At 70.8% G+C, this 24788-nt stretch carries 24 protein-coding genes; 15 read left to right on the top strand and 9 right to left on the bottom strand.

Annotated elements, in window-relative coordinates; genetic code table 11:
- Positions 1-171 precede the first annotated feature (171 nt).
- Both rapA and ACXAFN_RS09790 read right to left on the bottom strand, forming a co-directional pair.
- Positions 172-3111 carry an RNA polymerase-associated protein RapA gene (gene rapA / locus ACXAFN_RS09795; protein WP_474988327.1) on the bottom strand — a complete coding sequence of 980 codons (2940 nt, stop codon included), beginning with the start codon at positions 3109-3111 and terminating at the stop codon, positions 172-174.
- A gap of 141 nt (positions 3112-3252) precedes the next feature.
- Entirely contained in the window at positions 3253-4053 is an 801-nt protein-coding gene (locus tag ACXAFN_RS09790) for a TlpA family protein disulfide reductase (RefSeq protein WP_474988325.1), read from the bottom strand.
- 132 nt (positions 4054-4185) lie between these two features.
- On the opposite strand from ACXAFN_RS09790, the gene ACXAFN_RS09785 reads away from it, so the two are divergent.
- The 14 genes from ACXAFN_RS09785 (at position 4186) to phnP (ending at position 15337) form a co-directional block, all read left to right on the top strand.
- Positions 4186-4419: a hypothetical protein gene (locus tag ACXAFN_RS09785; RefSeq protein WP_474988324.1), complete on the top strand. Its 234-nt coding sequence runs from the start codon at positions 4186-4188 to the stop codon at positions 4417-4419.
- Positions 4420-4673: 254 nt separating this feature from the next.
- On the top strand, positions 4674-5501 hold the full coding sequence (gene phnC / locus ACXAFN_RS09780; protein ID WP_474988322.1) for a phosphonate ABC transporter ATP-binding protein: 828 nt from the start codon (positions 4674-4676) through the stop codon (positions 5499-5501).
- A gap of 35 nt (positions 5502-5536) precedes the next feature.
- Positions 5537-6556, top strand: coding sequence for a phosphonate ABC transporter substrate-binding protein (phnD, locus tag ACXAFN_RS09775; protein WP_474988321.1), 1020 nt, complete (start codon positions 5537-5539; stop codon positions 6554-6556).
- Positions 6557-6613: 57 nt separating this feature from the next.
- Positions 6614-7405: a phosphonate ABC transporter, permease protein PhnE gene (phnE, locus tag ACXAFN_RS09770; RefSeq protein ID WP_474988320.1), complete on the top strand. Its 792-nt coding sequence runs from the start codon at positions 6614-6616 to the stop codon at positions 7403-7405.
- 43 nt (positions 7406-7448) lie between these two features.
- A complete protein-coding gene (gene phnF / locus ACXAFN_RS09765; RefSeq protein WP_474988319.1) occupies positions 7449-8210 on the top strand; it encodes a phosphonate metabolism transcriptional regulator PhnF in 762 nt (253 codons plus the stop codon).
- On the top strand, positions 8207-8674 hold the full coding sequence (gene phnG / locus ACXAFN_RS09760) for a phosphonate C-P lyase system protein PhnG (RefSeq protein ID WP_474988317.1): 468 nt from the start codon (positions 8207-8209) through the stop codon (positions 8672-8674). Before phnF ends, phnG begins: the two co-directional genes overlap by 4 nt.
- A 32-nt stretch (positions 8675-8706) precedes the next feature.
- Positions 8707-9333: a phosphonate C-P lyase system protein PhnH gene (gene phnH, locus ACXAFN_RS09755; RefSeq protein ID WP_474988316.1), complete on the top strand. Its 627-nt coding sequence runs from the start codon at positions 8707-8709 to the stop codon at positions 9331-9333.
- Positions 9318-10457 (top strand): carbon-phosphorus lyase complex subunit, encoded by a 1140-nt coding sequence (locus tag ACXAFN_RS09750; protein WP_474988314.1) that lies wholly within the window; start codon positions 9318-9320, stop codon positions 10455-10457. Before phnH ends, ACXAFN_RS09750 begins: the two co-directional genes overlap by 16 nt.
- Positions 10454-11287 carry an alpha-D-ribose 1-methylphosphonate 5-phosphate C-P-lyase PhnJ gene (locus tag ACXAFN_RS09745; RefSeq protein WP_474988313.1) on the top strand — a complete coding sequence of 278 codons (834 nt, stop codon included), beginning with the start codon at positions 10454-10456 and terminating at the stop codon, positions 11285-11287. The genes ACXAFN_RS09750 and ACXAFN_RS09745 overlap by 4 nt, the downstream gene beginning before the upstream one ends.
- Complete coding sequence (phnK, locus tag ACXAFN_RS09740) at positions 11284-12102, top strand: phosphonate C-P lyase system protein PhnK (protein ID WP_474988311.1); 819 nt, start codon at positions 11284-11286, stop codon at positions 12100-12102. Before ACXAFN_RS09745 ends, phnK begins: the two co-directional genes overlap by 4 nt.
- Before the next feature lie 10 nt (positions 12103-12112).
- Complete coding sequence (gene phnL, locus ACXAFN_RS09735) at positions 12113-12853, top strand: phosphonate C-P lyase system protein PhnL (protein ID WP_474988309.1); 741 nt, start codon at positions 12113-12115, stop codon at positions 12851-12853.
- Positions 12853-14001 (top strand): alpha-D-ribose 1-methylphosphonate 5-triphosphate diphosphatase, encoded by a 1149-nt coding sequence (locus tag ACXAFN_RS09730; protein ID WP_474988307.1) that lies wholly within the window; start codon positions 12853-12855, stop codon positions 13999-14001. The genes phnL and ACXAFN_RS09730 overlap by 1 nt, the downstream gene beginning before the upstream one ends.
- Positions 14001-14543, top strand: a complete 543-nt coding sequence (phnN, locus tag ACXAFN_RS09725) for a ribose 1,5-bisphosphokinase (protein WP_474988306.1) — start codon at positions 14001-14003, stop codon at positions 14541-14543. Before ACXAFN_RS09730 ends, phnN begins: the two co-directional genes overlap by 1 nt.
- On the top strand, positions 14540-15337 hold the full coding sequence (gene phnP / locus ACXAFN_RS09720; protein ID WP_474988304.1) for a phosphonate metabolism protein PhnP: 798 nt from the start codon (positions 14540-14542) through the stop codon (positions 15335-15337). Before phnN ends, phnP begins: the two co-directional genes overlap by 4 nt.
- A gap of 50 nt (positions 15338-15387) precedes the next feature.
- Here phnP and ACXAFN_RS09715 read toward each other — a convergent pair whose 3' ends face one another.
- The 6 genes from ACXAFN_RS09715 to ACXAFN_RS09690 all read right to left on the bottom strand — a co-directional run bounded on the left by ACXAFN_RS09715 (position 15388) and on the right by ACXAFN_RS09690 (position 22424).
- Positions 15388-15783, bottom strand: a complete 396-nt coding sequence (locus ACXAFN_RS09715; RefSeq protein ID WP_474988303.1) for a RidA family protein — start codon at positions 15781-15783, stop codon at positions 15388-15390.
- Positions 15784-15798: 15 nt separating this feature from the next.
- Entirely contained in the window at positions 15799-16566 is a 768-nt protein-coding gene (locus tag ACXAFN_RS09710; RefSeq protein ID WP_474988301.1) for a DUF3726 domain-containing protein, read from the bottom strand.
- The gene (locus ACXAFN_RS09705) at positions 16563-18314 is read right to left on the bottom strand and encodes a hypothetical protein (RefSeq protein ID WP_474988300.1); all 1752 of its coding nucleotides are present in this window, start codon (positions 18312-18314) and stop codon (positions 16563-16565) included. Before ACXAFN_RS09705 ends, ACXAFN_RS09710 begins: the two co-directional genes overlap by 4 nt.
- Positions 18307-19896 (bottom strand): BCCT family transporter, encoded by a 1590-nt coding sequence (locus tag ACXAFN_RS09700; protein ID WP_474988299.1) that lies wholly within the window; start codon positions 19894-19896, stop codon positions 18307-18309. Before ACXAFN_RS09700 ends, ACXAFN_RS09705 begins: the two co-directional genes overlap by 8 nt.
- Positions 19897-19960: 64 nt before the next feature.
- Positions 19961-20968, bottom strand: coding sequence for a dipeptidase (locus ACXAFN_RS09695; RefSeq protein WP_474988297.1), 1008 nt, complete (start codon positions 20966-20968; stop codon positions 19961-19963).
- A gap of 16 nt (positions 20969-20984) precedes the next feature.
- Positions 20985-22424 (bottom strand): aldehyde dehydrogenase family protein, encoded by a 1440-nt coding sequence (locus ACXAFN_RS09690; RefSeq protein ID WP_474988295.1) that lies wholly within the window; start codon positions 22422-22424, stop codon positions 20985-20987.
- Positions 22425-22538: 114 nt separating this feature from the next.
- On the opposite strand from ACXAFN_RS09690, the gene ACXAFN_RS09685 reads away from it, so the two are divergent.
- On the top strand, positions 22539-23426 hold the full coding sequence (locus ACXAFN_RS09685; RefSeq protein WP_474988293.1) for a LysR family transcriptional regulator: 888 nt from the start codon (positions 22539-22541) through the stop codon (positions 23424-23426).
- Between the two features lie 11 nt (positions 23427-23437).
- On the opposite strand, the gene ACXAFN_RS09680 is transcribed toward ACXAFN_RS09685, so the two are convergent.
- A complete protein-coding gene (locus ACXAFN_RS09680) occupies positions 23438-24631 on the bottom strand; it encodes a GAK system CofD-like protein (RefSeq protein WP_474988292.1) in 1194 nt (397 codons plus the stop codon).
- Positions 24632-24788 lie beyond the last annotated feature (157 nt).

The following is a 24788-nucleotide window of genomic DNA, read 5'->3' as shown; positions in this document are numbered from 1 at the left end:
TTGTCGCTACGCTCGGCTCTGCGCTCCGGCGGCACCCAGGCTAGGCGCCCCCACCTCTCATCGCTCGCGACATAAATCAGCGCATCCCTTTCGCATCTCCATGTCCTGAAACGACGAGCCCCCGCCGGCCAGTGGCCGGCGGGGGCTCTCGTACGAGGCGAGTCGCCTGGCCTAGCGGGAGTCCTCGTCGATGGTGACGATCACGCGCACCGCGTCCAGCCGCAGCCGGGTGCCCTCGATGGCGGCGTCCAGGGCGGCGCGCTCCTCACGCAGCGCCGTCAGCTCGTCCTCGCGCACCGCCGGATTGCGACGCGCCAGGGCCTCCAGGCGGGTCAGCTCGGCGTCCAGGGCCTCGCGCATGCGTGCCTGGGCCGCCTCGACGATGCTCGGCAGCTCCCGCTCGGCCTCGGCCTCGGCGCTGTCGAGCAGCTCGCGGAGCTGGTCGTGGCGGCTCTTGATCAGGTCGCGGGCCACCGCCTTCTTGACCTTCTGCAGGTTCTTGGAGAGCCCGGTGAAGGACACCTTGGCGGTCAGGTTGGCGCCGGACTCGTCGAGCAGCACGCGCACCGCGGTGGGCGGCAGGAAGCGGTTCAAGTGCAGCCGCCTGGGCGCCGGGCAGTGGGTGCGGAACACCAGCTCGGCCATCAGCCGGCCGCCGGGGATCGACGGATGCTTGAGCAGCGCCAGGGCGGTGTTGCCCATGGTGCCGTCGAGGATGCGGCCCATCATCTCGCGGGTCAGTGGGTGCTCCCAGGAGAGATGCTGGACGTCGTCCCGGGCCAGGGCGCGCTCCCGGGAGAAGGTTGCCGAGAAGCCGTCCTCGCCCTTCACCAGCCCCGGCAGGCCGTCGAGCATCTGCGGGCCGGGCACCAGGTGCTGGATGCCGCCGCCCAGATCCCGGGCGTCGACGCCGAAGATGTCCAGCGCCTGATCGATGTAGCGACGCAGGGCTCGGTCCTCGTCGAGCTCGCGGATCGCCGCGATGGTGGCCTCGGCACGCTCCGGCCGGCAGGCGTTGAGCTCGAGCAGGCGGTTGCGGCCGGCATCGCGCTCGGCCAGGCGACGATCGAACAGCTCGCGGGTCTCCCCGATCACCTCGTCCAGGCTCTCCGCGTCGAGCAGGGCATCGGCCAGGGCGTCGCCGAAGGCCTCGTAGAGTTCGCCGCCCAGGCCGTGGGGCGCGCTGAAGGCGTCCATGCCCTCCTGGTACCAGCGCAGCAGCTGCTCGCCGGGGCTGCCGGCGAACACCGGCACGTGCAGCTCGATGACATGGCGCTGGCCGATGCGGTCGAGCCGCCCGATGCGCTGCTCGAGCTGGTCCGGATGCAGCGGCAGGTCGAACATCACCAGGTGACGGCAGAACTGGAAGTTGCGGCCCTCGGAGCCGATCTCCGAGCACACCAGCACCTGGCAGCCGTCCTCGGCATCGGCGAAGGCCGCCGCGGCGCGGTCGCGCTCGACCAGGGTGAGGTCCTCGTGGAACACCGGGGCGTGCACGCCGCCCAGCACCCGCAGGCCGTCGGCCAGGCCCTGGGCGGTCTCGCGGTCGTGGGCGATGACCAGGATCTTGTCGTCGCCGAGCTCGGTGAGGCGCTCCAGCAGCCAGGTCACGCGGGGGTCGAACTGCCACCAGGGCTCGGCGTTGAGCGGGTCGTCGGCCAGTGCCTGGTACATGGTGTCCAGGTAGATCAGCACCTCGGGGTGGTCGAGGCCGGTCTCGATCAGCAGCTCGTCGAGGTAGTCCTCGTCCCGGGCCAGGCGGCGCAGCACCCGGCGGTAGGCGGAGGGCGGCTCGAGGCGCTCGACGTGCAGGCGCCGCTCGGGGAAGCCGCCGACGTGGCGGCGGCTGTTGCGGAACATCACCCGGCCGGTGCCGTGGCGGTCGAGCAGCTGGTCGCGCAGCTGGTCCCGGGCCGAGGCGCGCTGGGCTTCGTCGCTCTCGGTGTCATTCAGGGTATCGAGCAGCGCGGCGCTGTCGGGATCGTCGGCGACGGCGGCCACCGCGTCGTGCGCGGCGGCGTCGCCGGGCAGGCGTGCCAGGGCCTCGATGGCGGTGGCCACCTCGACGTAGTGGCGCTCCTCCTCCTGGAAGGCCGCCAGGCTGTGGTAGCGGTCCGGGTCGAGCAGGCGCAGCCGGGCGAAGTGGCTCTCCTGGCCCATCTGCTCTGGGGTGGCGGTGAGCAGCAGCAGGCCGGTGGCGGCGCCGGCCAGGCGCTCGACGCAGGCATAGCCGGGGCCGACCTCGTCGCCGTTCTCGCGCCACTCCAGGTGGTGGGCCTCGTCGACGATCAGCAGGTCCCAGTCGCCGGCCTCGGCCTGGGCCTGGCGATGGGGGTTGGCGAACAGCCAGTCCTGGCTGGCCAGTACCAGCTGGCCGGCCTCGAAGGGGTTGCCGTCGCCCTGGGCCTGGCTCTGCTGCTCGTCGAGCAGGGTCACCTCCAGCGAGAAGCGACGCAGCAGCTCCACCAGCCACTGGTGGGTGAGGCTCGCCGGCACCAGGATCAGCGCCCGCTCGGCGCGGCCGCTGAGCAGCAGGCGGTGCAGGATCAGGCCGGCCTCGATGGTCTTGCCCAGGCCCACCTCGTCGGCCAGCAGCACCCGCGGGGCCTGGCGACGCGCCACCTCATCGGCGATGTAGAGCTGGTGGGGAATCAGGTCGATGCGCGGCCCGGCCAGGCCCAGCGCCGGGTTCTGCTCGGTGCGATGGTGATGGTGCAGGGTGCGGAAGCGCAGGTCGAACCAGTCGTTGCGGTCGACCTGGCCGGTCAGCAGGCGGTCGCGGGCCTGGTCGAACTGCATGGTGTCGGCCAGCCGGGCCTCGGGCAGCTCGCGGACCTCGCCCTGGTCGTCCTCGCCGATGTAGACGATCAGGCCGCCGGCCTCCTTGCTGTCGTCGACGGTCATCTGCCAGCCCTCGGCGCACTGGATGCGGTCGCCGCTGCCGAAGACCACCCGGGTCAGGGGGGCCTGCCGGCTGCTGTAGGTACGGGTTTCCTGGCTGGCGCCGAAGAGGACGGTGACGCTGCGGGGGTCGCAGTTGAGGATGGTGCCCAGGCCGAGTTCGGCCTCGCCATCGCTGATCCAGCGCTGGCCGGGAGAGAAGTCGCTCATGGTGCCTCGGAGGATGCTGAACACGGTGCGCACGCCGCCGCCGGGGGGAGCGGCGGCGGCGGGGCGAGGGATTCTAACGCAAAGCCTGCCCCGGCTTAAGGGGGACCGGGACGGGGAGAAGCGAAACGGGCGACGCCGGCGTCAGTCTTCCGGGAGCCAGGCCTCGAGCTGGGCCCGGGTCAGCTCGCCCACGTGGCGCTCGAGGGTGCGGCCCTCGCCGTCGAACAGCAGGGTGGTGGGCAACCCCGGGGCGTCGGTCGCCACCATCAGCGACTGGCGCGGGTCGAGCAGGGCGTGCTCGAAGGCCAGCCCCTGGGCGTCGAGGTAGCGCGCCACCGGCAGCAGGTCCTCGCCCTGGTTGACCACCACCACGGTGATGTCGTCCCGGGCATCGGTCTCGGCAAGCAGCGGCAGCTCGCGGCGACAGGGTGGGCACCAGGTGGCCCAGAGGTTGACGATGACCCGCTGGCCCGAGAGCCCGGCCAGGTCGACCGGCTCGCCCTCGAGGTTCTCGAGGGTGAGGTCCGGCAGGGCGCTCGGCGTGATGCCGCTGCCCAGCGGGGCCCAGCTCATCAGGCCCAGCCACACCAGCGAGGCCCCCAGGGTGAGGCCCAGGGCGCGATACATGGCGCCCAGGCGGTCGCGCAGCGTCCAGGCGCTCCAGGCCAGCGCCGCCACGAGGCCGAACACGCCATGATAGCCCGGCAGCCACAGCTTGAGCGCCGCCAGCGGCTCCGCCTGGTAGGCGGGCAGGTTGAGCGCCACGTGGCCCAGCCGGGCGCCGAGGATCCAGGCGATGATCAGGCCGTTGAACCAGCGGGCTCGTCGGCCTCCGGGCAGGCCCAGCCACCAGGCGCCGGCGGCGAGCAGCAGCAGGGCGCAGGCGAGGGCGTAGAGGCGGGGCAGCGGGACCAGCACGGGTCCCAGGGCGATGGCATCCATGGCGTGGCGGGTTCTCTCTCCTCGGGCCCTCTCGGGCAGGCTCGGCGCGTCGCGCCGGACCGGGTACACTAGGCGGATTTTCCTCGCCAAGCCTACTGCCGGTGGGCGGGGCTGTCATCAGCGGGAGCGTTCATGGCACGACAGGCCTTCGATACCCTGCGGGCCCTGGCCATCGCCAGCCAGGCCCTGGGCTTCATCCTCATCATCACCCTGGAAACCGTCCTCGGCGATGCCGCCCGTCCCTGGCAGGGCTGGACCCTGGTCGCCATGGTGGCGGCGGCGCTGTGGATCGCCCTGGTCAAGCTCTACCGCCGCAACAAGGCGCGCAAGGCCCTGGCGCGACGCCTGGCCGACGACGAGGAGTGAGGGCGGGGCCATGTCGCCCCGTGCCGGCCGATCGCCGTGTCCCGATGTCACCCGGCGTGTGACGCTTGCGTGTCGGCCAGCTTGCCGTTTCGTGACGATTCTGCGTAGCTGTCTGATTTTGCATGATTTCCTGTCGACCCTGGCGCGGTGGTGCCGAGTCGGGCGGTGCAAGATGTCACCGTATCGACATTGTCTAGACAAGTGCCCTTCATCTTGAACCTCGACACTGATGCCATTCCAAGAGGAGAGGCGTCATGTCGATTCCCAGCATCGTTGTCGAGCGGCTGAGCAAGACCTTCGGGCAGCATCCCGTGCTGCGCGACATCGACTTCACGATCCATGCCGGCGAGATGGTCGCCCTGATCGGGCCCTCCGGCTCCGGCAAGTCCACCCTGCTGCGCCACCTGATCGGCCTGACCCGCGGCGATCGGGGCGGCGCCGGCCGCGTCCGGCTCCAGGGCCGCGAGGTGCAGGCCGGCGGGCGTCTCGCCCGGGCCTCCCGCCAGCAGCGCTGCCGCACCGGCTACATCTTCCAGCAGTTCAACCTGGTGGGACGCCTGAGCGTGCTCACCAACGTGCTGATCGGCCGCCTGGGCTGCATGCCCCGGGGGCGCGCCCTGCTCGGCCGCTTCACCCCCGAGGAGCGGGACATGGCGCGCCGCGCCCTGGCCCGGGTGGGCCTGGAGGCGCTGGCCGACCAGCGTGCCAATACCCTGTCCGGCGGCCAGATGCAGCGGGTGGCCATCGCCCGGGTGCTGATGCAGGACACCGACGTCATCCTGGCCGACGAACCCATCGCCTCGCTGGACCCGCGCAGCGCCCGGGAGGTGATGCAGATCCTCGAACGCATCAACGCCGAGGACGGCCGCACCGTGGTGATCACCCTGCATCAGGTCGAGGTCGCCCGCCGCTTCTGTCGGCGCGCCATCGCCCTCAAGGCGGGCCGCCTCTACTTCGACGGCCCCATCGGCGAGCTCACCGATGCCCGCCTCACCGCGCTCTACGAAAACGCCGGGCTCGACGAGCTCAGGACCCGCACCCCGTCCGTCGACCTGGCGGCGCCCGTCGGCGCCCTGGGCTGATGCCCGCAAGGCTTCATCACCGAGGAGACCCACCCATGTCGTTCACGTCCTTCCGCCGCCTGACCCTGCCGCTGATCGCCGGCGTCGCCCTGGCGGCCAGCCCCTTCGTCGCCGCCGAGGAGCCGCTGAAGTTCGGCATCATCTCCACCGAGTCGAGCCAGAACCAGGCGCCGCTCTGGGATCCCTTCCTGGACGCGCTGTCCGAGGCCCTGGACCGCGAGGTCGAGCCCTTCTTCGCCACCGACTATGCGGCGGTCATCCAGGCCATGCGCTTCGACCAGATCGACCTGGCCTGGTACGGCAACAAGTCCGCCATGGAGGCCGTGGACCGGGCCGGCGGCGAGATCTTCGCCCAGACCGTGGCCGCCAACGGCGCCCCCGGCTACTGGAGCCTGATGATCACCCAGCAGGACAGCGAGCTGGAGGACGTCGAGGACGTGCTGGCCAACGCCTCCGAGCTGGTGTTCGGCAACGGCGACCCCAACTCCACCTCCGGCTTCCTGGTGCCGGGCTACTACGTCTTCGCCCAGAACGGCGTCGACCCCACCACCGCCTTCAAGCGCACCCTCAACTCCAGCCACGAGACCAATGCGCTGTCGGTGGCCAACGGCCAGGTGGACGTCGCCACCTTCAACACCGAGAGCATGGAGCGCCTGGAGGAGGTGCACCCGGACAAGGCCGAGCGGCTCAAGGTGATCTGGCAGTCGCCGCTGATCCCCTCCGACCCGCTGGTGTGGCGCGAGAACCTGTCCGACGAGCTCAAGGGCGAGCTGCGCGACTTCTTCTACGCCTACGGCGACAGCGAGGCCGAGCAGGCGATCCTCGAGCCGCTGCAGTGGTCCGGCTTCGCGCCGTCCACCGACGACCAGCTGCTGCCGATTCGCCAGCTCGAGCTGTTCAAGCAGCGCGCCCAGGTCGAGGCCGACGACAGCCTGTCCGCCGACGAGCGTGAGGCCGAGCTGGCCGAGCTCGACGCCCGGCTCGACGAGCTGAACGCCCGCCTCGAGGCCGCCGAGGCCGAGAAGGCCGCCGAGACCACCGCCCAGGCCAGCTGAGCCGATCCCACGGGAACCGGGAGGGGCGGCATGCCCCTCCCTCTGGAGCCAAGCACCATGAGTCAGTCTTCCACCCTCGATAGCGCCGCGGCCGGCAAGCGTGGCTGGACCACGCTGCTGGGCTGGGCGGTCGCCCTGGGCGTGCTCTCCTGGGCCTGGCAGGGGGCCGAGATGCGGCCCGGCCTGCTGGTCACCAACGCCGACAACATGGCCGAGCTGGCCGGCGACTTCTTCCCGCTGGCCTTCGGCAGCCTGGGGCACTACGTCGACCAGATGCTGGTCACCGTGCAGATCGCCATCTGGGGCACCCTGCTGGCGGTGCTGGTGGCCATCCCGGCCAGCCTGCTGTCCTCAGAGAACCTCACTCCCTGGTGGATCCACCAACCGGTGCGCCGGCTGATGGATGCCTGCCGGGCCATCAACGAGCTGGTGTTCGCCATGCTGTTCGTGGTCGCCGTGGGCCTGGGGCCCTTCGCCGGCACCCTGGCGCTGTTCGTCCACACCACCGGCGTGCTCGCCAAGCTTTTCTCCGAGGCGGTGGAGGCCAGCGAGGCCGGCCCCATGGAGGGCATCCGGGTCACCGGCGCGGGGCGCATCGAGGAGATCGCCTTCGGGCTGATCCCCCAGGTGCTGCCGCTGTGGATCTCGGTGAGCCTGTATCGCTTCGAGTCCAACATTCGCTCGGCCACCGTGCTCGGCATGGTCGGCGGCGGCGGCATCGGCGTGGCGCTGTGGGAGACCATGCGCGGTTTCCAGTACCAGGAAACGGCCACCATCATGCTGGTGATCATCGTCGCGGTGACCCTGCTCGACATGGCCTCCCAGCGCGTGCGCAAGCGTTTCATCTGAAGGACACGGGCGCTTGTGCGCAAGCGCCTTGCCAGGAGGCGAGATGTCTAGACAACTTTCCGCGACCGGCGCCGCCCAGCCCCGTTACCGCACCCTGGCCGACACCCTGGCCCGGGAGGTGCGCGCGGACTATGGCCCCGGCGACCTGCTGCCCGCCGAGGCCCAGCTGGCCAGGCGCTTCGCCGTCAACCGCCACACCGTGCGCCGGGCCCTGGACGAGCTGGTCGCCGCCGGCATGGTCACCCGCCACCAGGGGCGCGGCACCCAGGTCGTCGACCGCCGCCTGGACTACGCCGTTCATGCCGGCAGCAAGGTGACCCACAACCTGGCCGAGCGCGGCATGGCCACCGAGACCCGCTGCCTCGACCAGGGCCTCGACGCGCCGCCGGAGGCCATCGCCCAGCGCTTCGCGGCGTCCCGCGGCACCCCCTTGCTGAGGGTGGAGACGCTGCGCTGCGTCGACGGCGCCCCGCTGCTGCGGCTGCGCCACTGGTTCGACCCGACGCGAGTGCCGGGCTGGGTCGGCCGCTATCGCGGCGGCTCCACCCGGGCGCTGCTCGACCAGCACTACGGCCTGCGCCTGCGGCGTCGCCGGGTGCGCCTTGAGGCCCTGCAGGCCGACCCCGAGGACAGCCGCCTGCTGCGCTGCCCCCACCGGGCGCCGCTGCTGGCGCTGACCAGCGACAACGTCGACGCGAGCGGCCGCCTGGTGGAGGTCTCGATCAGCCGCGCCCGGGCCGATCGCCTGGCCTACCACATCGATTTCGATCACTCCCTGACGGACCCCGACGAGGTGTTCCCATGAAGCAGACCCCTCTGCCCGAGACCCAGCCCCAGACCCAGGCGCAGCGCCAGCGCCTGCTGGCGCTGACCCCCCGCGAGCGCCTGGAGGAAGGCTGGGCCGAGCTGGCCCTCCCCGTGACGCACCGCTGCGTGCGCGGCCCCGAGACCGGCATGGCCATGGTGCGCGGCCGCATGGGCGGCACCGGCAACGCCTTCAATCTCGGCGAGATGACCCTGAGCCGGGCCAGCGTGACGCTGGACGACGGCGCCACGCTGGGCCACGGCTGGGTGGCCGGCCGCGACCATCGCCACGCCGAGCTGATCGCCCTGGTCGACGCCTGTGCCCATCGCCCCGAGTGGGCCGAGCGCATCGACGCCGAACTGATGGCCCCCCTGGCCCGGGAACTGGACGCGGCCCGCGAGCAGGCATCGCGCACCGCGGCGGCGACCCGAGTGGATTTCTTCACCCTGGTGCGTAGCGAGTGAGTACCGAGCGAATGACGACGAGGCGAATGACGATGCGCTGGCAAGGCTTTTCCGATCCCGTCCAGGACGGGCAACGCCACTTCCGCCGCGTGCTCGCGGCCATGGCCGAGCCGGGCACCCTGCATGACGCCGCGGCGCCGGCGGTGCCCGAGGACGCGGCCATCGGGCCGGCCCTGTGGGCGACCCTGTTGTCGCTGTGCGACCTGGACACCCGGCTATGGATCGCCCCGGGGCTCGAGGCCGGCGGCCTGGCCGATGCGGTGGCCTTCCACACCGGCTGTCGGACGGTCGCCACACCCGGCGAGGCCGACTTCGCCCTGGTGACCCCGGCGACCCTGGTGGATCCGGCCCCGGCCTTCGCCGAGGGCAGCGACGCCTATCCCGACCGCAGCACCACCCTGCTGGTGGTTCTCGACGCCCTGGCCGAGGGCGGCCCCTGGCGGCTGGCCGGCCCCGGCATCCCCGACACCCGCGGCCTGGACGTGGGCGAGGCGACGCCGCTGATGACCCGGCTGGCCGCCAACCGGGCCCGCTTCCCGCAGGGGCTGGACGCCATTCTCGGCTGCGGCGAGCGCCTGGCGGCGATTCCCCGCAGCACCCGGCTCGCAGGCCCCGTTTCCGCTACCCCCGAGGAGGATCGCACATGTACGTCGCAGTGAAAGGCGGCGAGCAGGCCATCGCCAACGCCCACCGCTGGCTGGCGGATCGCCGCCGCGGCGATCGTGAGCGTGACGCGCTCTCGGTGGCCCAGCTCGCCGAGCAGATGAACCTGGCGGTGGACCGGGTGATGGCCGAGGCCTCGCTCTACGACCCCGAGCTCGCCGCCCTGGCCCTCAAGCAGGCCAGCGGCGACCTGGTCGAGGCGGTGTTCCTGCTGCGCGCCTATCGCACCACCCTGCCGCGCCTGGCCGAGACCGTGGCGCTGGATACCGGCGCCATGCGGCTCGAGCGGCGGGTCAGCGCCACCTACAAGGACGTGCCCGGCGGCCAGGTGCTCGGCCCGACCTACGACTACACCCATCGGCTGCTGGACTTCCTGCAGCTGGCCGACGGCGAGGTGCCCGAGCCGGCCCGCGCCGAGCAGGCGCTGGAGGCCTGCCCGCCGATCCTCGAGCAGCTCGACGCCGAGGGGCTGATCGAGCGCGAGACGGACGACGGCGCCGAGCCCTACGACATCACCCGGGACCCGCCGGACTTCCCGGTGGACCGCGCCACCCGCCTGCAGATGCTGGCCCGGGGCGACGAGGGCTACCTGCTGGCGCTGGGCTATTCGACCCAGCGCGGCTACGGCCGCAACCACCCCTTCGCCGGCGAGATTCGCATCGGCACCCTGGAGGTGGAGATCGCCGTGGAGGAATGCGAGGCCCCGGTGTGCATCGGCGAGATCGCGCTCAGCGAGTGCCAGATGATCAACCAGTTCGCCGGCTCGCGGGAGCGGGCGCCCCAGTTCACCCGCGGCTACGGCCTGGCGTTCGGCCGCAACGAGCGCAAGACCATGGCCATGGCGCTGGTCGACCGGGCGCTGCGCGCCGAGGAGCTCGGCGAGCCGGTACAGGGCCCCGCCCAGCAGCCCGAGTTCGTGCTGGCGCATGCCGACAGCGTCGAGGCCTCGGGCTTCGTTTCTCACCTCAAGCTGCCCCACTACGTGGACTTCCAGTCCGAGCTGGAGCTGCTGCGCCGGCTGCGTCGCGCCCATGGCCAGCCCCCATCCGACGAGGCGTCCGAGAAGGGCGAACCAGCGGCCGAGCAGCCCGCCAGCGAAACCGAGCAGGTACCCACATGAACGGTTACAACTTCGCCTATCTGGACGAGCAGACCAAGCGCATGATCCGCCGCGGCCTGCTCAAGGCGGTGGCGATCCCCGGCTACCAGGTGCCCTTCGGCGGCCGCGAGATGCCCATGCCCTACGGCTGGGGCACCGGTGGCATGCAGCTCACCGCCAGCATCCTCGGCGAGCACGACGTGCTCAAGGTGATCGACCAGGGCGCCGACGACACCACCAACGCGGTCAGCATCCGCGCCTTCTTCGAGCGGGTGGCCGGCGTCGAGACCACCACCGCCACCGCCGAGGCGGACGTCATCCAGACCCGCCACCGCATCCCCGAGACGCCGCTGTCGGCCGACCAGATCCTGGTCTTCCAGGTGCCGATCCCCGAGCCGCTGCGCTTCATCGAGCCCAGTGAAGAGGAGACCCGGGTGATGCACGCCCTGGAGGAGTACGGGGTGATGCACGTCAAGCTCTACGAGGACATCGCCCGCCACGGCCACATCGCCACCACCTACGCCTACCCGGTGAAGGTCGACGGCCGCTACGTGACCGATCCCTCGCCGATTCCCAAGTTCGACAATCCCAAGCTGCACATGAGCGAGGCGCTGATGCTGTTCGGCGCCGGTCGCGAGAAGCGCCTCTACGCCATTCCGCCCTACACCCGAGTCGAGAGCCTGGACTTCGAGGACCACCCCTTCGAGATCCAGGCGTGGGACGAGCCCTGCGCGCTGTGCGGCGCCAAGGACAGCTTCCTCGACGAGGTGATCACCGATGACCAGGGCGGACGCCTGTTCGTCTGCTCGGATACCGACTACTGCCAGCGCCGTCAGGAGGAAGTGGCATGAAGCGTCCGCAACTGGAACGCCCCGCGCTGCTGGAGGCCCGGGGCGTCACCCGGCTCTACGGGCCCGGCAAGGGCTGCGAGGACATCGACTTTCGCCTGCACGAGGGCGAGGTGCTGGGCATCGTCGGCGAGTCGGGGTCCGGCAAGTCGACCCTGCTGCGCACCCTGTGCGGCATGGAAGTGCCCGATGCCGGCCGGGTCGTCTATCACTCTGATGTCGAGCGGTGCCTCGACGGGGCGTCCGCCGACGGCGAGCTCGACCTCTACGCCATCGGCGAGGCCCGGCGCCGGGCGCTGCTGCGCATGGAGTGGGGGCTGGTGCACCAGAATCCCCGCGACGGCCTGCGGCTCGGCGTCTCCGCCGGCGCCAACATCGGCGAGCGACTGATGGCCCTGGGCGATCGCCACTACGGCCAGCTGCGCGCCGCCGGCCAGGACTGGATGGGGCGCGTCGAGCTCGACCCGCAGCGCATCGACGACGCTCCCCGGGACTTCTCCGGCGGCATGCAGCAGCGGCTGCAGATCGCCCGCACCCTGGTCACCCGGCCGCGGCTGGTGTTCATGGACGAGCCCACCGGCGGCCTGGACGTCTCGGTGCAGGCGCGGCTGCTCGACATGCTGCGCACCCTGGTGCGCGAGCTGGGCCTGTCCGTGGTGCTGGTGACCCACGACCTGGCCGTGGCCCGGCTGCTCGCCGACCGGCTGATGGTGATGCGCCGCGGTTGGGTGGTGGAGGCCGGCCTGACCGACCAGATCCTCGACGACCCGCAGCATGCCTATACCCAGCTGCTGGTGTCGTCGGTGCTGACGCCCTGAGGAGATCGAGATGACCGCCATGACCCAACCCTTCCTGAGCGTCGCGTCGCTCGACAAGACCTTCGTGCTCCACGGCCAGGGCGGCCTGCGCCTGGAGGTGATGCGCGACCTGTCGCTGACGCTGGCGCCGGGGGAATGCCTGGTGCTGGCCGGCCGCAGCGGCATCGGCAAGAGCACCCTGCTGAAGATGCTCCACGGCAGCTACCGGGTCTCGGGAGGCAGCCTGCGGCTGCACTTCGAGGACGACGAGCTGGAGCTCGCCGATCTGCCGCCCCAGGCCTGGCCCGCGCTGCGTCGCGAGGTGATCGGCTACGTCAGCCAGTTCCTGCGCGTGGTGCCCCGGGTGCCCGCGGTGGAGGTGGTGATGGAGCCGCTGCTGGCCCGCGGCGTCGACGCCGCCGAGGCCCGGCCCCGGGCCGAGGCCCTGCTGGCGCGGCTCAACCTGCCCGAGCGGCTGTGGTCGCTGCCCCCGGGCACCTTCTCCGGCGGCGAGCAGCAGCGGGTCAACATCGCCCGCGGCTTCATCGGCGAGCACCCGCTGCTGCTGCTCGACGAGCCTACCGCCTCGCTGGACGCCGCCAACCGCGACGTCGTCGTCGAGCTGATCCGCGAGGCCAAGGCCCGCGGCACCGCCATGCTCGGCATCTTCCACGACGAGGACGTGCGCGAGCGCGTCGCCGACCGTTTGCTGCCGCTGGATCGCCATATGCTGGCCCGCGCCAGCGCCCCCGACGCCGAGGAGACACCCTGATGACCGCCCCCGAACAGATCCTGACCAACGCCCGCCTGGTGCTCGACGAGGAAGTGGTCGAGGGCAGCCTGGCGATCCGCGACGGCGTCATCGCCGCCGTGGACGCCGCCCCGAGCCGCTCGGCCGCGGCCATCGACTGCGCCGGCGACTATCTGCTGCCGGGGCTCATCGAGCTGCACACCGACAACATGGAGAAGTACTTCCAGCCGCGGCCCAAGGTGGCCTGGCCGGGGCGCCAGGCGGCGCTCGCCCACGACGCCCAGATGGCCGCCAGCGGCATCACCACGGTGTTCGACGCGGTGTCGATCGGCGACGTGGACGAGCAGAGCATGCGCCACGGGTCGCTGCACGAGATGGTCGCCGCCCTAGGCGACATCGTCGACGAGGGCCTGGCCCGGGTCGACCACCGCCTGCACCTGCGCTGCGAGGTCAGCCACCCGGACACCCTGGCGCGCTTCGAGGTCCTGGCCGAGGCCCCGCTGCTGGGGCTGGTCTCGCTGATGGACCATGCCCCCGGGCAGCGCCAGTTCGCCAGCCTCGAGGCCTACCGCACCTACTACCAGGGCAAGTACGGCCTCGACGACCGGGCCCTGGAGGCCTTCATCGCCAAGCAGCTGGCCAACAGCGAGCGCTACAGCGGCGAGCACCGCCGCGCCATCGCCGAGCGCAGCCGCGCGCTGGGCCTGGCGCTGGCCAGCCACGACGACGCCACCGTCGCCCACGTGGCGGAGAGCCGCGAGTACGGCACCCGGGTGGCCGAGTTCCCGACCACCCGCGAGGCCGCCGAGGCCTCCCACCGCCAGGGCATGGCGGTGATGATGGGCGCGCCCAACGTGGTGCGCGGCGGCTCGCATTCCGGCAACATCGCCGCCAGCGAGCTGGTGCGCCTCGGCGTGCTCGACATCCTCTCCTCGGACTACTACCCGGCGGCGCTGCTCGACGCGGTGTTCCGCATCGCCGACATGGAGGGCGGCTATTCGCTGGCCCGCGCCGTGGCCACCGCCACCCGCCAACCGGCCGAGGCCGTGGGCCTGGCCGACCGGGGGCGGCTGGCCGAGGGGCTGCGCGCCGACCTGCTGCGGGTCAGGCCGGTGGACGGCCATCCCCTGGTGCAGCGGGTGTGGAGCGCCGGCAGGCAGGTGCACTGATGGGCCGCCTGGTCTACGTGATGGGGGCTAGCGGCGTCGGCAAGGATTCCCTGCTCGACGCCGCCCGGGCCCGCCATCCCGACTGGCTGGTGGCGCATCGCTACGTGACCCGCGCCGGCGGGGCGTCCGAGAATTCCGTGGCGCTCAGCGCCGCGGAGTTCGCCTCGCGTCGGCGGCTGGGGCTGTTCTGCCTGAGCTGGCGGGCCCACGGCCTGGACTACGGGCTCGGCATCGAGCTCGAGGCCTGGCTGTCCCGGGGCCGGGCGGTGCTGGTCAACGGCAGCCGCCGGGCCCTGCCCGACGCCCGGGCGCGCTTCGGGGATGCCCTGCTGCCGGTGCTGGTCACCGCCCCCGAGGCGGTGATCGCCGCGCGGCTGCGCGGCCGCGGCCGCGAGGACGAGGCCGGCATCGCCGCTCGGCTGGCGCGCCACCGCGAACTGGCCGAGGCCCTGCCCGAGGTGGCACGGGTCGACAACGGCGGCACCCTGGCCGAGACGCTGGCCGGGCTTCGCGCGCTGCTCGAGGAGGAGTGCCGGGCATGAACTTCCGTTTCGTGGGCAGCGGCGACAGCGCCCAGGTGCCGCGCTTCGGCTGCCACTGCCCGGCCTGTGCCCGGGCCCGGGTGCTGACCAGCCATCGTCGCGGCCCCTGCTGCGCCGAGGTGCGCGTCGGCGGTCGGCGCTACCTGCTCGACGCCGGGCGCATGGACCTGGCCGACAGCTGCGAGGCCGAGCGCCCCGCGGCCATCCTGGTGACCCACTACCATGCCGACCACGTCCAGGGACTCTTCCACCTGCGCTGGGGCACCGGCGAGTCGATCCCGGTACACGGCCCCAAGGATGCCCAGGGCTGCGCGGACCTCTACCGCAACGCCGGGATCCTCGACTTCCGGCCCGGCCTCAAGCCCTTCCGCCCGCTCGAGCTCGAGGGGCTGACGGTGACCCCGGTGCCGCTCAATCACAGCAAGCCGACCCTGGGCTATTGCCTGGACGACGGCGTCGGCCGGCTGGCCTATCTCACCGACACCCTCGGCCTGCCCGTCGAGACCGAGCGCTTCCTGCGCGACTGGGCCCCCGACGTGGTGGTGCTGGACGCCACCCACCCCTCGACCCATCCGGGGCCGCGCAATCACAACGATCTGGGCCTGGCGCTGCAGGTCCTCGAACGCCTGGCGCCGCCCCAGGCCTACCTGACCCACATCGGCCACGACCTGGACGCCGAGCTGATGGCGGGCGGCCCGCCGCTGCCGGCCGGGGTCGATATCGCCCGCGACGGCCTGGCGCTGGACGTGCTGCGGGGCGGTGTCATGGCGGGAGAGGTCGCGCTCGCCCGCTGAGCCGGCCGCCCCCGTTCCCCTCGAGGCCCCGACGGTGTCGCCCGGACGGCTCAGCCGTCTCGGGTGCCGTCCGCGGAGATCGCGGCATAGGCCACCATCTCGACGCGCATGGCCTCCCGGGCGAAGCCGGAGACGATGATGGCGGCCCGGTTGGGGTAGGGGGCGTCGATGTAGTCGGCGTAGACCCGGTTGACGGTGGCCAGGTCCTCCCGGGCGGTGACGTAGATCAGGACCTGGGTGAGGGCGTCCAGGCCGGCGCCGGCTCGCTCCAGGGTGTGGGTGAGGTTGTCCAGGGTCTGGCGGGTCTGGGCCTCGATGCCGCCCTCGACCACCCGGCCGTCCGCGCCGATGGGAATCTGGGCGGTGAACAGGATGCCGTTGCCGACCACGGCCCATTCCAGGGGCGCCTGGGAGGCGAAGAGATCGGTGCTGACAGGGTAAATCATCGGTCGTGTCTCGTCTCAGTCGTTGTCGTGAGCGCCGGCGCCGGCGCCTTCGCGGGAGGCCTCGCTGGCCTCCACCAGCATGCGGGCGGCGAGATGCTTGAGGCGTTCCCAGACGGCCTCGTCGACCTCGATGCCCTCCGCCAGGGAGCGGTGGCGGCAGGCCAGCAGGTCCGATTCGTCGTGGCGGGCCAGCAGGTCGTAGCGGAAGTCCGAGCGCATCGCCGGCAGCAGGTCGACGTGGTTGGCCATCACCAGGGTGATGGCGTCGTTGGGCTCGTTCTCTTCTGGCACTTCCTGGACCGCGTAGACCCGGATCTCCGGTACCGGGCTGTTGGCGCGAAAGCCGACGACCTGCTCGGTCAGCGGCTGCTGGGCATTGCGCCAGAAGGCGGTGACGTTCATGCCGCGCCCCGCCAGCCGGGCCAGGTAGCCCATGATCAGCTGGCGATTGTGGCAGCGGCGGATCTTGATCACCGCGAGCCCCCGGGCCCTGGCCTTGGCGAAGCCGAGCTCGAGGGCCAGGGTGGAGCTTCTCAGCACGCTCTGGCCGTGGCCGTCGACCACCGCCAGGTCGCCGTCCTGATAGAGCACGCTGGGCAGCTCGTCGGGGTCGTCCTCGAGCAGGAAGTCCAGGCCGCGATTCAGGGCGGCCAGCCCGCCGAGCTCGAAGCATTGCATCCAGGCGACCATGTCCGCGGCGTCCGCCGCATCGCCCTCCTCGAATCCCATGCCGGTGAAGGCCTTGCGACACAGGCCCTGCAGCTCGTTGTAGGAGGCCTTCATGATGTCTCTCCCGCGCCTTGTCGTTGGGGGTGAGTGACGCCCTGGGGCTCCAGCGGGAAGCTCCAGTCGTCGATCGCGGCCAGGTCCCGGGGCTCGGCATTGAGCTCCTCCACCAGCGGGGCGCCCTGGAACAGGGTGATGCGCACCCAGCGGTCCGACTTGGGGTCGAAGCGACTGGCGCCGAAGAACGACAGCTTGGTACGCAGCAGGTGCATGGGTTTCATGTCCTGGTGCCAGAGATTGGCGCGAATCTCCCCGTAAGGCGTCTCGGCCATGGTCTGGATCCGCCGCACGATATCCTTGTGGCGCGGATGGGCGATCAGGAACTCCACTACCAGGGCGCGGGGGTTGGCCTCCAGGAAGTCGCTGAGCACGCCGTGGGTGTGGTGGACGCGGGGGGCGATGGCCAGCGGTAGCTCCTTCTCCGCCCCCGGTTCGACGCCACGCACGCCCAGCCGCGGTTCCTCCTTCTCCGCCGAGCGATACCAGAACCAGTGGCGCGCCTCGGGCGCCTCGAAGTTCTCGGCCAGGGCCCAGTCGTAGTGGGTCTCGATCAGCTGCTTGAGGCGTACCAGCGGCATGTCCGGCGTCAGCTCCAGGCGCTCCTCGGTGCCCATGCGGTCCTCCAGCGGATCGATCCGCTCGGGGTAGAGCTCGATCAGCAGGGTGTTGATCAGTTCCTGAGCCTCCAGCGGCAGGGTGCGGGCACTCCAGGCCACCAGCTGTCGCCAGAGGTCGTGCTCCAGGGGCATCTCCTCGAGCCAGGCGATCACCTCGGGCAGCGCCGCCACGCTGGCGGCGTTGCGCTCGCCCTGGTCGGTGTCCTCGGTGACGGACTGCGCCAGGTGCTGCATGGCGCGGCGGGTCAGCGCAATCAGTCGTCGGCGGCTTTCCTCGTCCGGCACCTGGCCCAGCGCCATGGCGAGAGCGGCCTCCCGGCAGGTCACCCACTGCTGGATCAACTGGGGGTGGTTGATCAGGAAGGGTGCCATGCCGAGTCCGGTGGAGTTGCCGATGCCCAGGTAGCGGCGCAGCTCGGTGGCCAGGGGCACTGCGGTGTCGGGCGCCTGGTCGCGGGCGATGTGCTCCACCTGCTCGATGGAGAAGTGACGCAGCAGGTAGACCGCCAGCATCTGGGCCGAGAAGGGCCGGTGGAAGTCGGGGTTGTCCTGAAGGCGCACGAAGTCGGCGATGCCGAACTTGCCGTTGCCGTAGACGGCGGTGGTTCGGTACAGGTAGCCGACCCGGGTCAGCCAGGCCGGATCGGGCTGGTCACCCGCGGCCAGGGCCGCCACGAAGTGGGCGAAGTTGCGTAGGCTGCGGTTGGCGCGGGACAGCACCAGCAGCCGCGGATGCTGACGCCCGGCCTCCTGCAGCGGCACGTTGGCGGCCATCTGGGCGAGCAGGGCATCGTCGACGTCGCCCTCGACCACCCCGAAGGTCACGTCCCAGGCCTGGGCGATCACCCGGTCGGAGCGTGCCTCGTCCGCCAGCTGCTGGGAGAAGATCACGCCATGATAGCGGCCGCGCGGCGTCTGCAGCCGGTAGATGGCGATGCCGTGCCCCTGGGCGTCCAGATCGAAGCGGGTCCGGCTGATCTGCCAGCGCTGGCGGGCCATCTGGCGAACCAGGCTGCGCACGAAGCTCAGGCGGCTGGCCGGCAGGCTGCCCAGGCGCGCCAGGTCCATGGCCTCGCCGGCGGGGCGCCATGGCAGCGCGGCGGCCATCGGGTCGCGGTACTCAGCCATGGTCGGACTCCGAGGCACGGCGCGTGGACAGGCCCTGTTTCCGGGCCATGGCACAGGCGGCCTGGGGGCCGGTCCACAGCGAGGGCAGCAGCACCAGCGACACCGGAATGGCGGTGAGCACGATGAACTGCTGCAGCACGCTGATCTGACCGGCGCCCATGTACAGCAGGATCGCCGCCATCAGCGCCATGGCGACTCCCCAGAAGGCGCGCACCAGGGTGCTGGGTTCATCATGCCCCGAGCCCACCACGGCGATGGCATAGCTCATGGAGTCGCCGGTGGTGGCCACGAAGATGGTCGTCAGGAGCAGGATGGCCAGTGCCATCAGCGGTCCGCCGGGCAGCGCCTGGGCCACGGTCAGGGTGGCGACGTCGAACTGGAAGTTCTGCAACGCCTCGGACAGGTCGATGGCGCCGGTCAGCTGGTAGTGGATGCCCGAGCCGCCGAGCAGGGTGAACCACAGGGTGGTGGCGATCGGCGCCATCACCGCCACGGCCAGGATCATCTGGCGGATGTTGCGGCCGCGCGAGATGCGGGCGACGAAGATCGCCATCAGCGGCCCGTAACCGATGAACCAGGCGAAGAAGAACACCGTCCACCACTGCATCCACCAGGCCGGTGCGGTCTCGGCGGTCATGGTGGCCATGGGGAAGAAGGCGCTCAGGTATTCGCCGAAGCCCTGGGTGAAGGCATTGGTCAGGAACAGCGTCGGACCGAACAGGAAGATCACCGCGGCGATGGCCAGCGCCAGGAAGACGTTGAAGCGGCTGAGCATCTGGATGCCGCGATGGATACCGCTCACCGCCGAGGTCACGTAGACCGCGGCGAGCGCCACCAGGATCACCAACTGGGTGCCGTAGCCTTCGGAGACGCCGAACAGCTCGTGGAGGCCGAAGCTCACCTGGGTGGCGAGGAAGCCGATCGGGCCCACGGTGCCGGCGACCACGGCGATCACGCACAGGGCGTCGACCACCCCGCCGAAGCTGCCGGACATTAGGCGCTCGCCGAACACGGGATAGAGCAGGGTGCGGGGCTGCAACGGCTGGCCCTTGTCGTAGTGGGCATGGGCCAGCACCACCGCGGTCAGCGAGCCGAGCACCGCCCAGGCCAGAAATCCCCAGTGCATGAAGGACTGCGCCAGGGCCCCGGCGATCGCCTCGGCGGTGCCGGGCTCGGTATCGAAGGCCGGGGGGGTGACCACGAAGTGGTAGACCGGCTCGCCGGCGGCGAAGAACACGCCGCCCCCGGCCAGCAGGGTGCACATGATGATCGACAGCCACTTGAAGGTGCCGATCTCGGGCGTCGAGAGGTTGCCGATCCGGGCGCTGGCGGCGGGGGAGATGGCCACGCCGAGCGCAATGAAGAAGGTCAGCAACAGCAGCAGCTGGAAGTAGGAGCCGAGCGAGGCGGCGGTCCAGGCGAAGCCGGCGCCGATGGCATCGGCCACCATCTCGAGGTCGTAGAGCGACAGGGCGATAAAGCCCAGGATGAAGCCGATGCTGAGCGTCAGCACCACGGGATCGCCCAGGCGATGCTCCCGTGGTGCCGGCGCGGCGTGGGGCGTGGCGCGATGTTGTGTCATGTGGTTGGCCTCTGGTGGGCCCTGGCGGGCCGTTGTTCTTGTCCGATGGCGGTGTGCTGTGGTGTCAGGCGGTGGCCTCCTCGGCCCGCTGCGGCACGGCGGCCCGTTCCAGCAGCTCGACCCAGTTGCGGCCCATGATGCGGGCGACCGCGTCCTCGTCGAAGCCGCGGCGGCGCAGTCCGGCGACCAGGTTGGGAAAGTCGCGGCTGTCGCGCAGCCAGGCGAGCGGCGCCGGCCATCCGGCGTTGCCGGCGTTGCCCTCGCCGTAGTCCATGTCCTTGGACCAGCGACCGTTGCGCATCCATTCCAGCACCGACGTCGGCTGGGCCTGGCATAGATCGGTGCCGATGCCGATGTGCTCGATGCCCATCAGGTCGGCGGTGCGGGCGATCATGTCGCAGTAGTCCTCGAGGCTGCAGTCGGGCCCGTTCTTGAGATGGAAGGGGTAGGCGGAGAAGCCGAGCAGGCCGTCGGATTCGGCGATCGCCTCGAGCACCCGGTCCGACTTGTTGCGCCTGGCCGGGTGGAAGGAGCTCGGGTTGGCATGGGAGATGATCACCGGTCGGCTGGAGAGTTCCACGGCTTCCAGGGTCGAACGCTCGGCGCTGTGGGACATGTCGATGACCATGCCGACCCGGTTCATCTCGCGGATCACCTGGCGGCCGAAGCGCGTGATGCCGTTGTCCTCGGCCTCGTAGCAGCCACAGGCCAGCAGGCTCTGGTTGTTGTAGGTCAGCTGCATGATCAAGAGCCCCAGGTCGCGCATCACCGCGACCATGTCGATGTCGTCCTCGATGGGCGAGCAGTTCTGGGCGCCGAGGAAGATGCCCACCTTGCCGGCCCGGCGGGCGCGCTCGATATCGCCCGGCGCGCGCACCGGCATGATCAGGTCACCATGGGCCTCGAAGCGGCGGTTCCATTCGCCGAGGCGCGACAGGGTCTCGCGGGTGTTCTCGTGATAGACCAGGGTGGCGTGGACGGCGTCGACGCCGCCCGCGCGCATCTGCTCGAAGATCTCCCGCGACCAGTTGGAGTATTGCAGGCCGTCGACGATCAGCATCTCTTGGGACATCGGCGCGTCTCCTCTCTCAGGCCTTGACGTAGCAGGTCTTGACCACGGTGTAGAACTCGCGGGCATAGCGGCCCTGTTCCCGGGGGCCGAAGCTGGAGTCCTTGCGGCCGCCGAAGGGCACGTGGTAATCGGTGCCGGCGGTGGCCAGGTTGACCATCACGCAGCCTGTCTCGGCGCGGGCCTTGAAGTCGCTGGCAAGCGCGAGGGAGTCGGTGATGATGCCGGCGGTGAGACCGAAGTTGGTGTCGTTGAGGGTGGCGATGGCCTCCTCGTAATCGCGGACCTTGATCACGCAGGCGATCGGTCCGAAGACCTCCTCGCGGTTGATGGCCATGGAGTTGGTGGTGTCGACGAACAGCGTCGGCGCCATGAAGAACCCGTCGGTGTCGCGCTCCAGGCGCTCGCCGCCGAAGGCCAGGGTGGCGCCGTCGGCGCGGGCGCGCTCGACCCAGCCCAGGTTGGACGCCAACTGGCGGGCATCCACGGCGGGACCGATGTGCACGCCGTCCTCCAGGGCGTGGCCGACGCGAATCGTCTTCAGCTTGGCGAGCAGCCTGTCGACGAAGGCATCGTGGACCGCCTCGGTGACGATCAGCCGCGAGGAGGCGGTGCACTTCTGGCCGGTGCCGGAATAGGCGCCGACGAAGGCGGCCTCCACGGCCAGGTCCAGATCGGCGTCGTCGGCGACGATCAGGGCATTCTTGGAGCCCATCTCCAGCTGGCACTTGACCAGGTTGCCGGCGGTGGCGGCGGCCACGCGGCGGCCCACGTCCAGGGAGCCGGTGAAGCTCAGGGCATCGATCTCGGGGCTCGAGACGAGCGCATCGCCGACGCTTGCGCCGGGCCCCATCAGCAGGTTGAAGGTGCCGGCGGGCAGGGCCTGGCGGCTGATGATCTCGGTCAGCGCCCAGGCGCTGGCCGGCACCAGGTTGGCCGGCTTGAAGATCACGGCGTTGCCGAAGGCCAACGCCGGGGCGATCTTCCACACCGCGGTGGCCATGGGGAAGTTCCAGGGGCTGATGATGCCCACCACGCCCACCGGTTCGCGGCGGGTGTCGACCTCCACGCCCGGGCGCACGGAATCGACCCGCTCGTCGATCTGGCGCAGCACCTCGGCGGCGTAATAGTGGAAGAACTGGCCGGAACGATGGACCTCGCCGATGCCCTCGGCCAGGGCCTTGCCCTCTTCCCGGGACAGCAGGCGGCCGAGCTCGTCCTTGCGGGCGATCAGCTCGTCGCCGATGGCCATCAGCACGCCGTAACGCTGCTCCAGGCCGCTCTGGCGCCATTCGGCGAGGCCGCGCCGGGCCGCGGCGATGGCCTGCCCGACCTGGGCGACGCCGGCCTGGGCATACTCGCCGATCACATCACTGGTGTCGGAAGGGTTGCGGTTGGCGATGCCGTCCTGGCCCTCGACCCAGGCGCCGTCGATGTACAGGGAATGAACGTGGGACATGGAAACCTCCTTTGAGACGTTGCCGTCATGCTAGGCGAGGGTCCAAGATAAGGATAATCAATAAAAAAGATTCACTGATCAGGCTTTCTTACCAAGCGGTGCCGAGGAGGTGCCATGCTGCCCGAGCTCAAGATCCAGCCGTTGCGCTGCGTGCTGGCCATCGTCGATGCGGGGGGCTTTCATGCCGCGGCCCGACAGCTGCATCGTACCCAGCCCGCGGTCTCCATGGCGGTGCGGGAACTCGAGCAACGCCTGGGCGAGCCGCTGTTCGAGAAGGGCGGCAAGGCGACGCTCACTCCCTTCGGGGCCTACTGCCTGCCTCGCTTTCGCGAACTGGTCACCCGGCACGATCGCTTGAGCCGTGAGCTGGCGGCTCAGGTCCAGAAACAGGCGGGCCACGTCGACATGGCCGCGGTGCCCTCGGTGGCCAGTCGCCTGATGCCGAGCCTGCTCAACGACTTCATCCTTCGCTATCCGGCACTGCGCGTCAGCCTGCAGGACGGCAACGCCGACTTCGTCCGGCGCCTGGTGGCCGGCGGAGAGGTCGAGCTGGGGCTCACCAGCCTGTGGCAACGGGACGATGATCTGGTCTTCACGCCGCTGATGCGCGATGCCGTGGGGGTGGTGTGCCGGGACGACCATCCGCTGGCCGGCCAGGAGGCGCTTGGCTGGGAGGCGCTGCAGGGCCAGGTGCTGATTCGCAACGGCACCTCGCGGTTGCTGGAAGGCACCGCGGCCGAACCCTTGCTGGCCGAGAGCAGCTTCGATATCTCCAACATGATCTCGCTGACCGCCATGCTGGTGGCGGGTATCGGCATCACCACCCTGCCGCGGCTGGCCTTCCCCGAGGAATACGAGCGGCTGCGCTTCATTCCCCTCGAGGACCCTTCCGTCGAACGGGAGCTGGGGTTGCTGCGCCCGGGGCGTCGCAGCCTGTCGCCGGCGGCCCAGGCCATGGGGGCCTTCATCGTCGAGGCCCTCGGCGAGGCCCGGACGCGCTGAGCCGGCTCGCCCTACACCAGCGACAGCAGGGCGGTGACCAGCAGGTCGGGGTCGTAGTGGGGGGCGCCGTCGTCGCCGATCAGCCGGGTGTCGATCAGGGTGAGGCCCCGTTCGGCCAGGAAGCCGGGCGACAGCCGGCCGGGGTAGTCGCCGCGCGCGCTGTCGATGAGCACGAAGTCCAGCAGCTCATGGGCGGGGCGAGTCTCGCCGACGTCGCGGCGCAGGGTGTCGAGCAGGGTGTCGACCTGGCGCTCGAGGTCCATGCCGGTCAGCTCCGGGTCGGGACTGGAGTTGGGGATGAAGACCTTGGGGCAGCGGTTGGCGTGGATCGCCCGGCCGACGCCCGCCGGCAGCAGGTTGGCCAGCAGGCTGGAGTAGAAGCTGCCCGGGGGGTAGCAGATCAGTTCGGCGGTGGCGATCAGGCGGCGGTTCTGCTCGTGCAGCGTCGCCGTGACCGGCACGTCGGCGTCGCGGCGTGCCGAGAGCGCCAGCTCGGCGATGGGCGTGGTCAGCGGCGCGACCTCCTTGCCGGTGATGCGGTGCTGTCCCAGCACCCGGCGGCCGTCCGAGAGAGTGGCCGCCAGGTGATAGTCCTGGTCGACCACCGCGCGCACCGTGCCGCGCACGTGGACCAGCTTGGAGAACAGGAAGATGATCGGGTCGAGCTGCTGGTGGTTGTTCAGGTAGCCGCCGGCCAGGATCAGGTTGCCGATGCTGGCGCCGCCCAGGTCGAAGTCGCGGGGCATCGCCTCGCGGAAGAAGCCGAGCTGGTTGCAGATCAGCCGGCGCATGGGGTTGGAGATGGCCTCGGTCAGCGGATGGCGCCCGTCCGCCAGGGCGTCGAGGGTGGCCCGCAGGGCCTTTGGCTCGGCGTCCTGAGGCAGCCGGTGAGTGAACAGCCGGTAGACCTCGGGGTGACCGAGGATGGAGTCGTCCGCCAGCGCCATCAGCCGGCTGCGCAGGTCGCCGATGGCCGGCATGTCGAAGGCCTCGCGCAGCTTGGCGGAGCTGCCTCCGGAGTCGAAGGGCGTCACCAGGTGGATGGAGTTGTGGGTGTAGTGCTGGAGGCGCCGCGAGATGCCGTTGAGGGCCGAGCCGCCGCTGAAGAACAGCAGCCTCGGGCCCAGCTCCGGCGCCTTCTGGTAGCGTCGGACGCGCATCGGGTCGGGTACCTGGGCGGTACGGGTCACGCGAACATCGACCATGTCGGCCTTCCTTGCTCCTGGGATGCTGGCCCCGCAGAGTGCCTGCTTTGGGCGGCCTTGTCGCCTGTCGCCGGTCGGGGACGGTGCCGGGTGTCACGGACGCTGCATGCCGACGATGGCAGGCCTGGGACAGTGTAGACGCCGGCCCCCACGGGGT

It is taken from the genome of Halomonas sp. ABH4_019 (assembly GCF_056159885.1).
Note: the sequence above shows the minus strand (reverse complement) of the source record. Positions and strands in the feature narration are given on the sequence as shown.

Excerpts from the sequence above, each read along its gene's own strand:
- rapA (WP_474988327.1), bottom strand. The coding sequence starts at position 3,111 with ATGAGCGACTTCTCTCCCGGCCAGCGCTGGATCAGCGATGGCGAGGCC.
- ACXAFN_RS09790 (WP_474988325.1), bottom strand. The coding sequence starts at position 4,053 with ATGGATGCCATCGCCCTGGGACCCGTGCTGGTCCCGCTGCCCCGCCTC.
- ACXAFN_RS09785 (WP_474988324.1), top strand. The coding sequence starts at position 4,186 with ATGGCACGACAGGCCTTCGATACCCTGCGGGCCCTGGCCATCGCCAGC.
- phnC (WP_474988322.1), top strand. The coding sequence starts at position 4,674 with ATGTCGATTCCCAGCATCGTTGTCGAGCGGCTGAGCAAGACCTTCGGG.
- phnD (WP_474988321.1), top strand. The coding sequence starts at position 5,537 with ATGTCGTTCACGTCCTTCCGCCGCCTGACCCTGCCGCTGATCGCCGGC.
- phnE (WP_474988320.1), top strand. The coding sequence starts at position 6,614 with ATGAGTCAGTCTTCCACCCTCGATAGCGCCGCGGCCGGCAAGCGTGGC.
- phnF (WP_474988319.1), top strand. The coding sequence starts at position 7,449 with ATGTCTAGACAACTTTCCGCGACCGGCGCCGCCCAGCCCCGTTACCGC.
- phnG (WP_474988317.1), top strand. The coding sequence starts at position 8,207 with ATGAAGCAGACCCCTCTGCCCGAGACCCAGCCCCAGACCCAGGCGCAG.
- phnH (WP_474988316.1), top strand. The coding sequence starts at position 8,707 with ATGCGCTGGCAAGGCTTTTCCGATCCCGTCCAGGACGGGCAACGCCAC.
- ACXAFN_RS09750 (WP_474988314.1), top strand. The coding sequence starts at position 9,318 with ATGTACGTCGCAGTGAAAGGCGGCGAGCAGGCCATCGCCAACGCCCAC.
- ACXAFN_RS09745 (WP_474988313.1), top strand. The coding sequence starts at position 10,454 with ATGAACGGTTACAACTTCGCCTATCTGGACGAGCAGACCAAGCGCATG.
- phnK (WP_474988311.1), top strand. The coding sequence starts at position 11,284 with ATGAAGCGTCCGCAACTGGAACGCCCCGCGCTGCTGGAGGCCCGGGGC.
- phnL (WP_474988309.1), top strand. The coding sequence starts at position 12,113 with ATGACCGCCATGACCCAACCCTTCCTGAGCGTCGCGTCGCTCGACAAG.
- ACXAFN_RS09730 (WP_474988307.1), top strand. The coding sequence starts at position 12,853 with ATGACCGCCCCCGAACAGATCCTGACCAACGCCCGCCTGGTGCTCGAC.
- phnN (WP_474988306.1), top strand. The coding sequence starts at position 14,001 with ATGGGCCGCCTGGTCTACGTGATGGGGGCTAGCGGCGTCGGCAAGGAT.
- phnP (WP_474988304.1), top strand. The coding sequence starts at position 14,540 with ATGAACTTCCGTTTCGTGGGCAGCGGCGACAGCGCCCAGGTGCCGCGC.
- ACXAFN_RS09715 (WP_474988303.1), bottom strand. The coding sequence starts at position 15,783 with ATGATTTACCCTGTCAGCACCGATCTCTTCGCCTCCCAGGCGCCCCTG.
- ACXAFN_RS09710 (WP_474988301.1), bottom strand. The coding sequence starts at position 16,566 with ATGAAGGCCTCCTACAACGAGCTGCAGGGCCTGTGTCGCAAGGCCTTC.
- ACXAFN_RS09705 (WP_474988300.1), bottom strand. The coding sequence starts at position 18,314 with ATGGCTGAGTACCGCGACCCGATGGCCGCCGCGCTGCCATGGCGCCCC.
- ACXAFN_RS09700 (WP_474988299.1), bottom strand. The coding sequence starts at position 19,896 with ATGACACAACATCGCGCCACGCCCCACGCCGCGCCGGCACCACGGGAG.
- ACXAFN_RS09695 (WP_474988297.1), bottom strand. The coding sequence starts at position 20,968 with ATGTCCCAAGAGATGCTGATCGTCGACGGCCTGCAATACTCCAACTGG.
- ACXAFN_RS09690 (WP_474988295.1), bottom strand. The coding sequence starts at position 22,424 with ATGTCCCACGTTCATTCCCTGTACATCGACGGCGCCTGGGTCGAGGGC.
- ACXAFN_RS09685 (WP_474988293.1), top strand. The coding sequence starts at position 22,539 with ATGCTGCCCGAGCTCAAGATCCAGCCGTTGCGCTGCGTGCTGGCCATC.
- ACXAFN_RS09680 (WP_474988292.1), bottom strand. The coding sequence starts at position 24,631 with ATGGTCGATGTTCGCGTGACCCGTACCGCCCAGGTACCCGACCCGATG.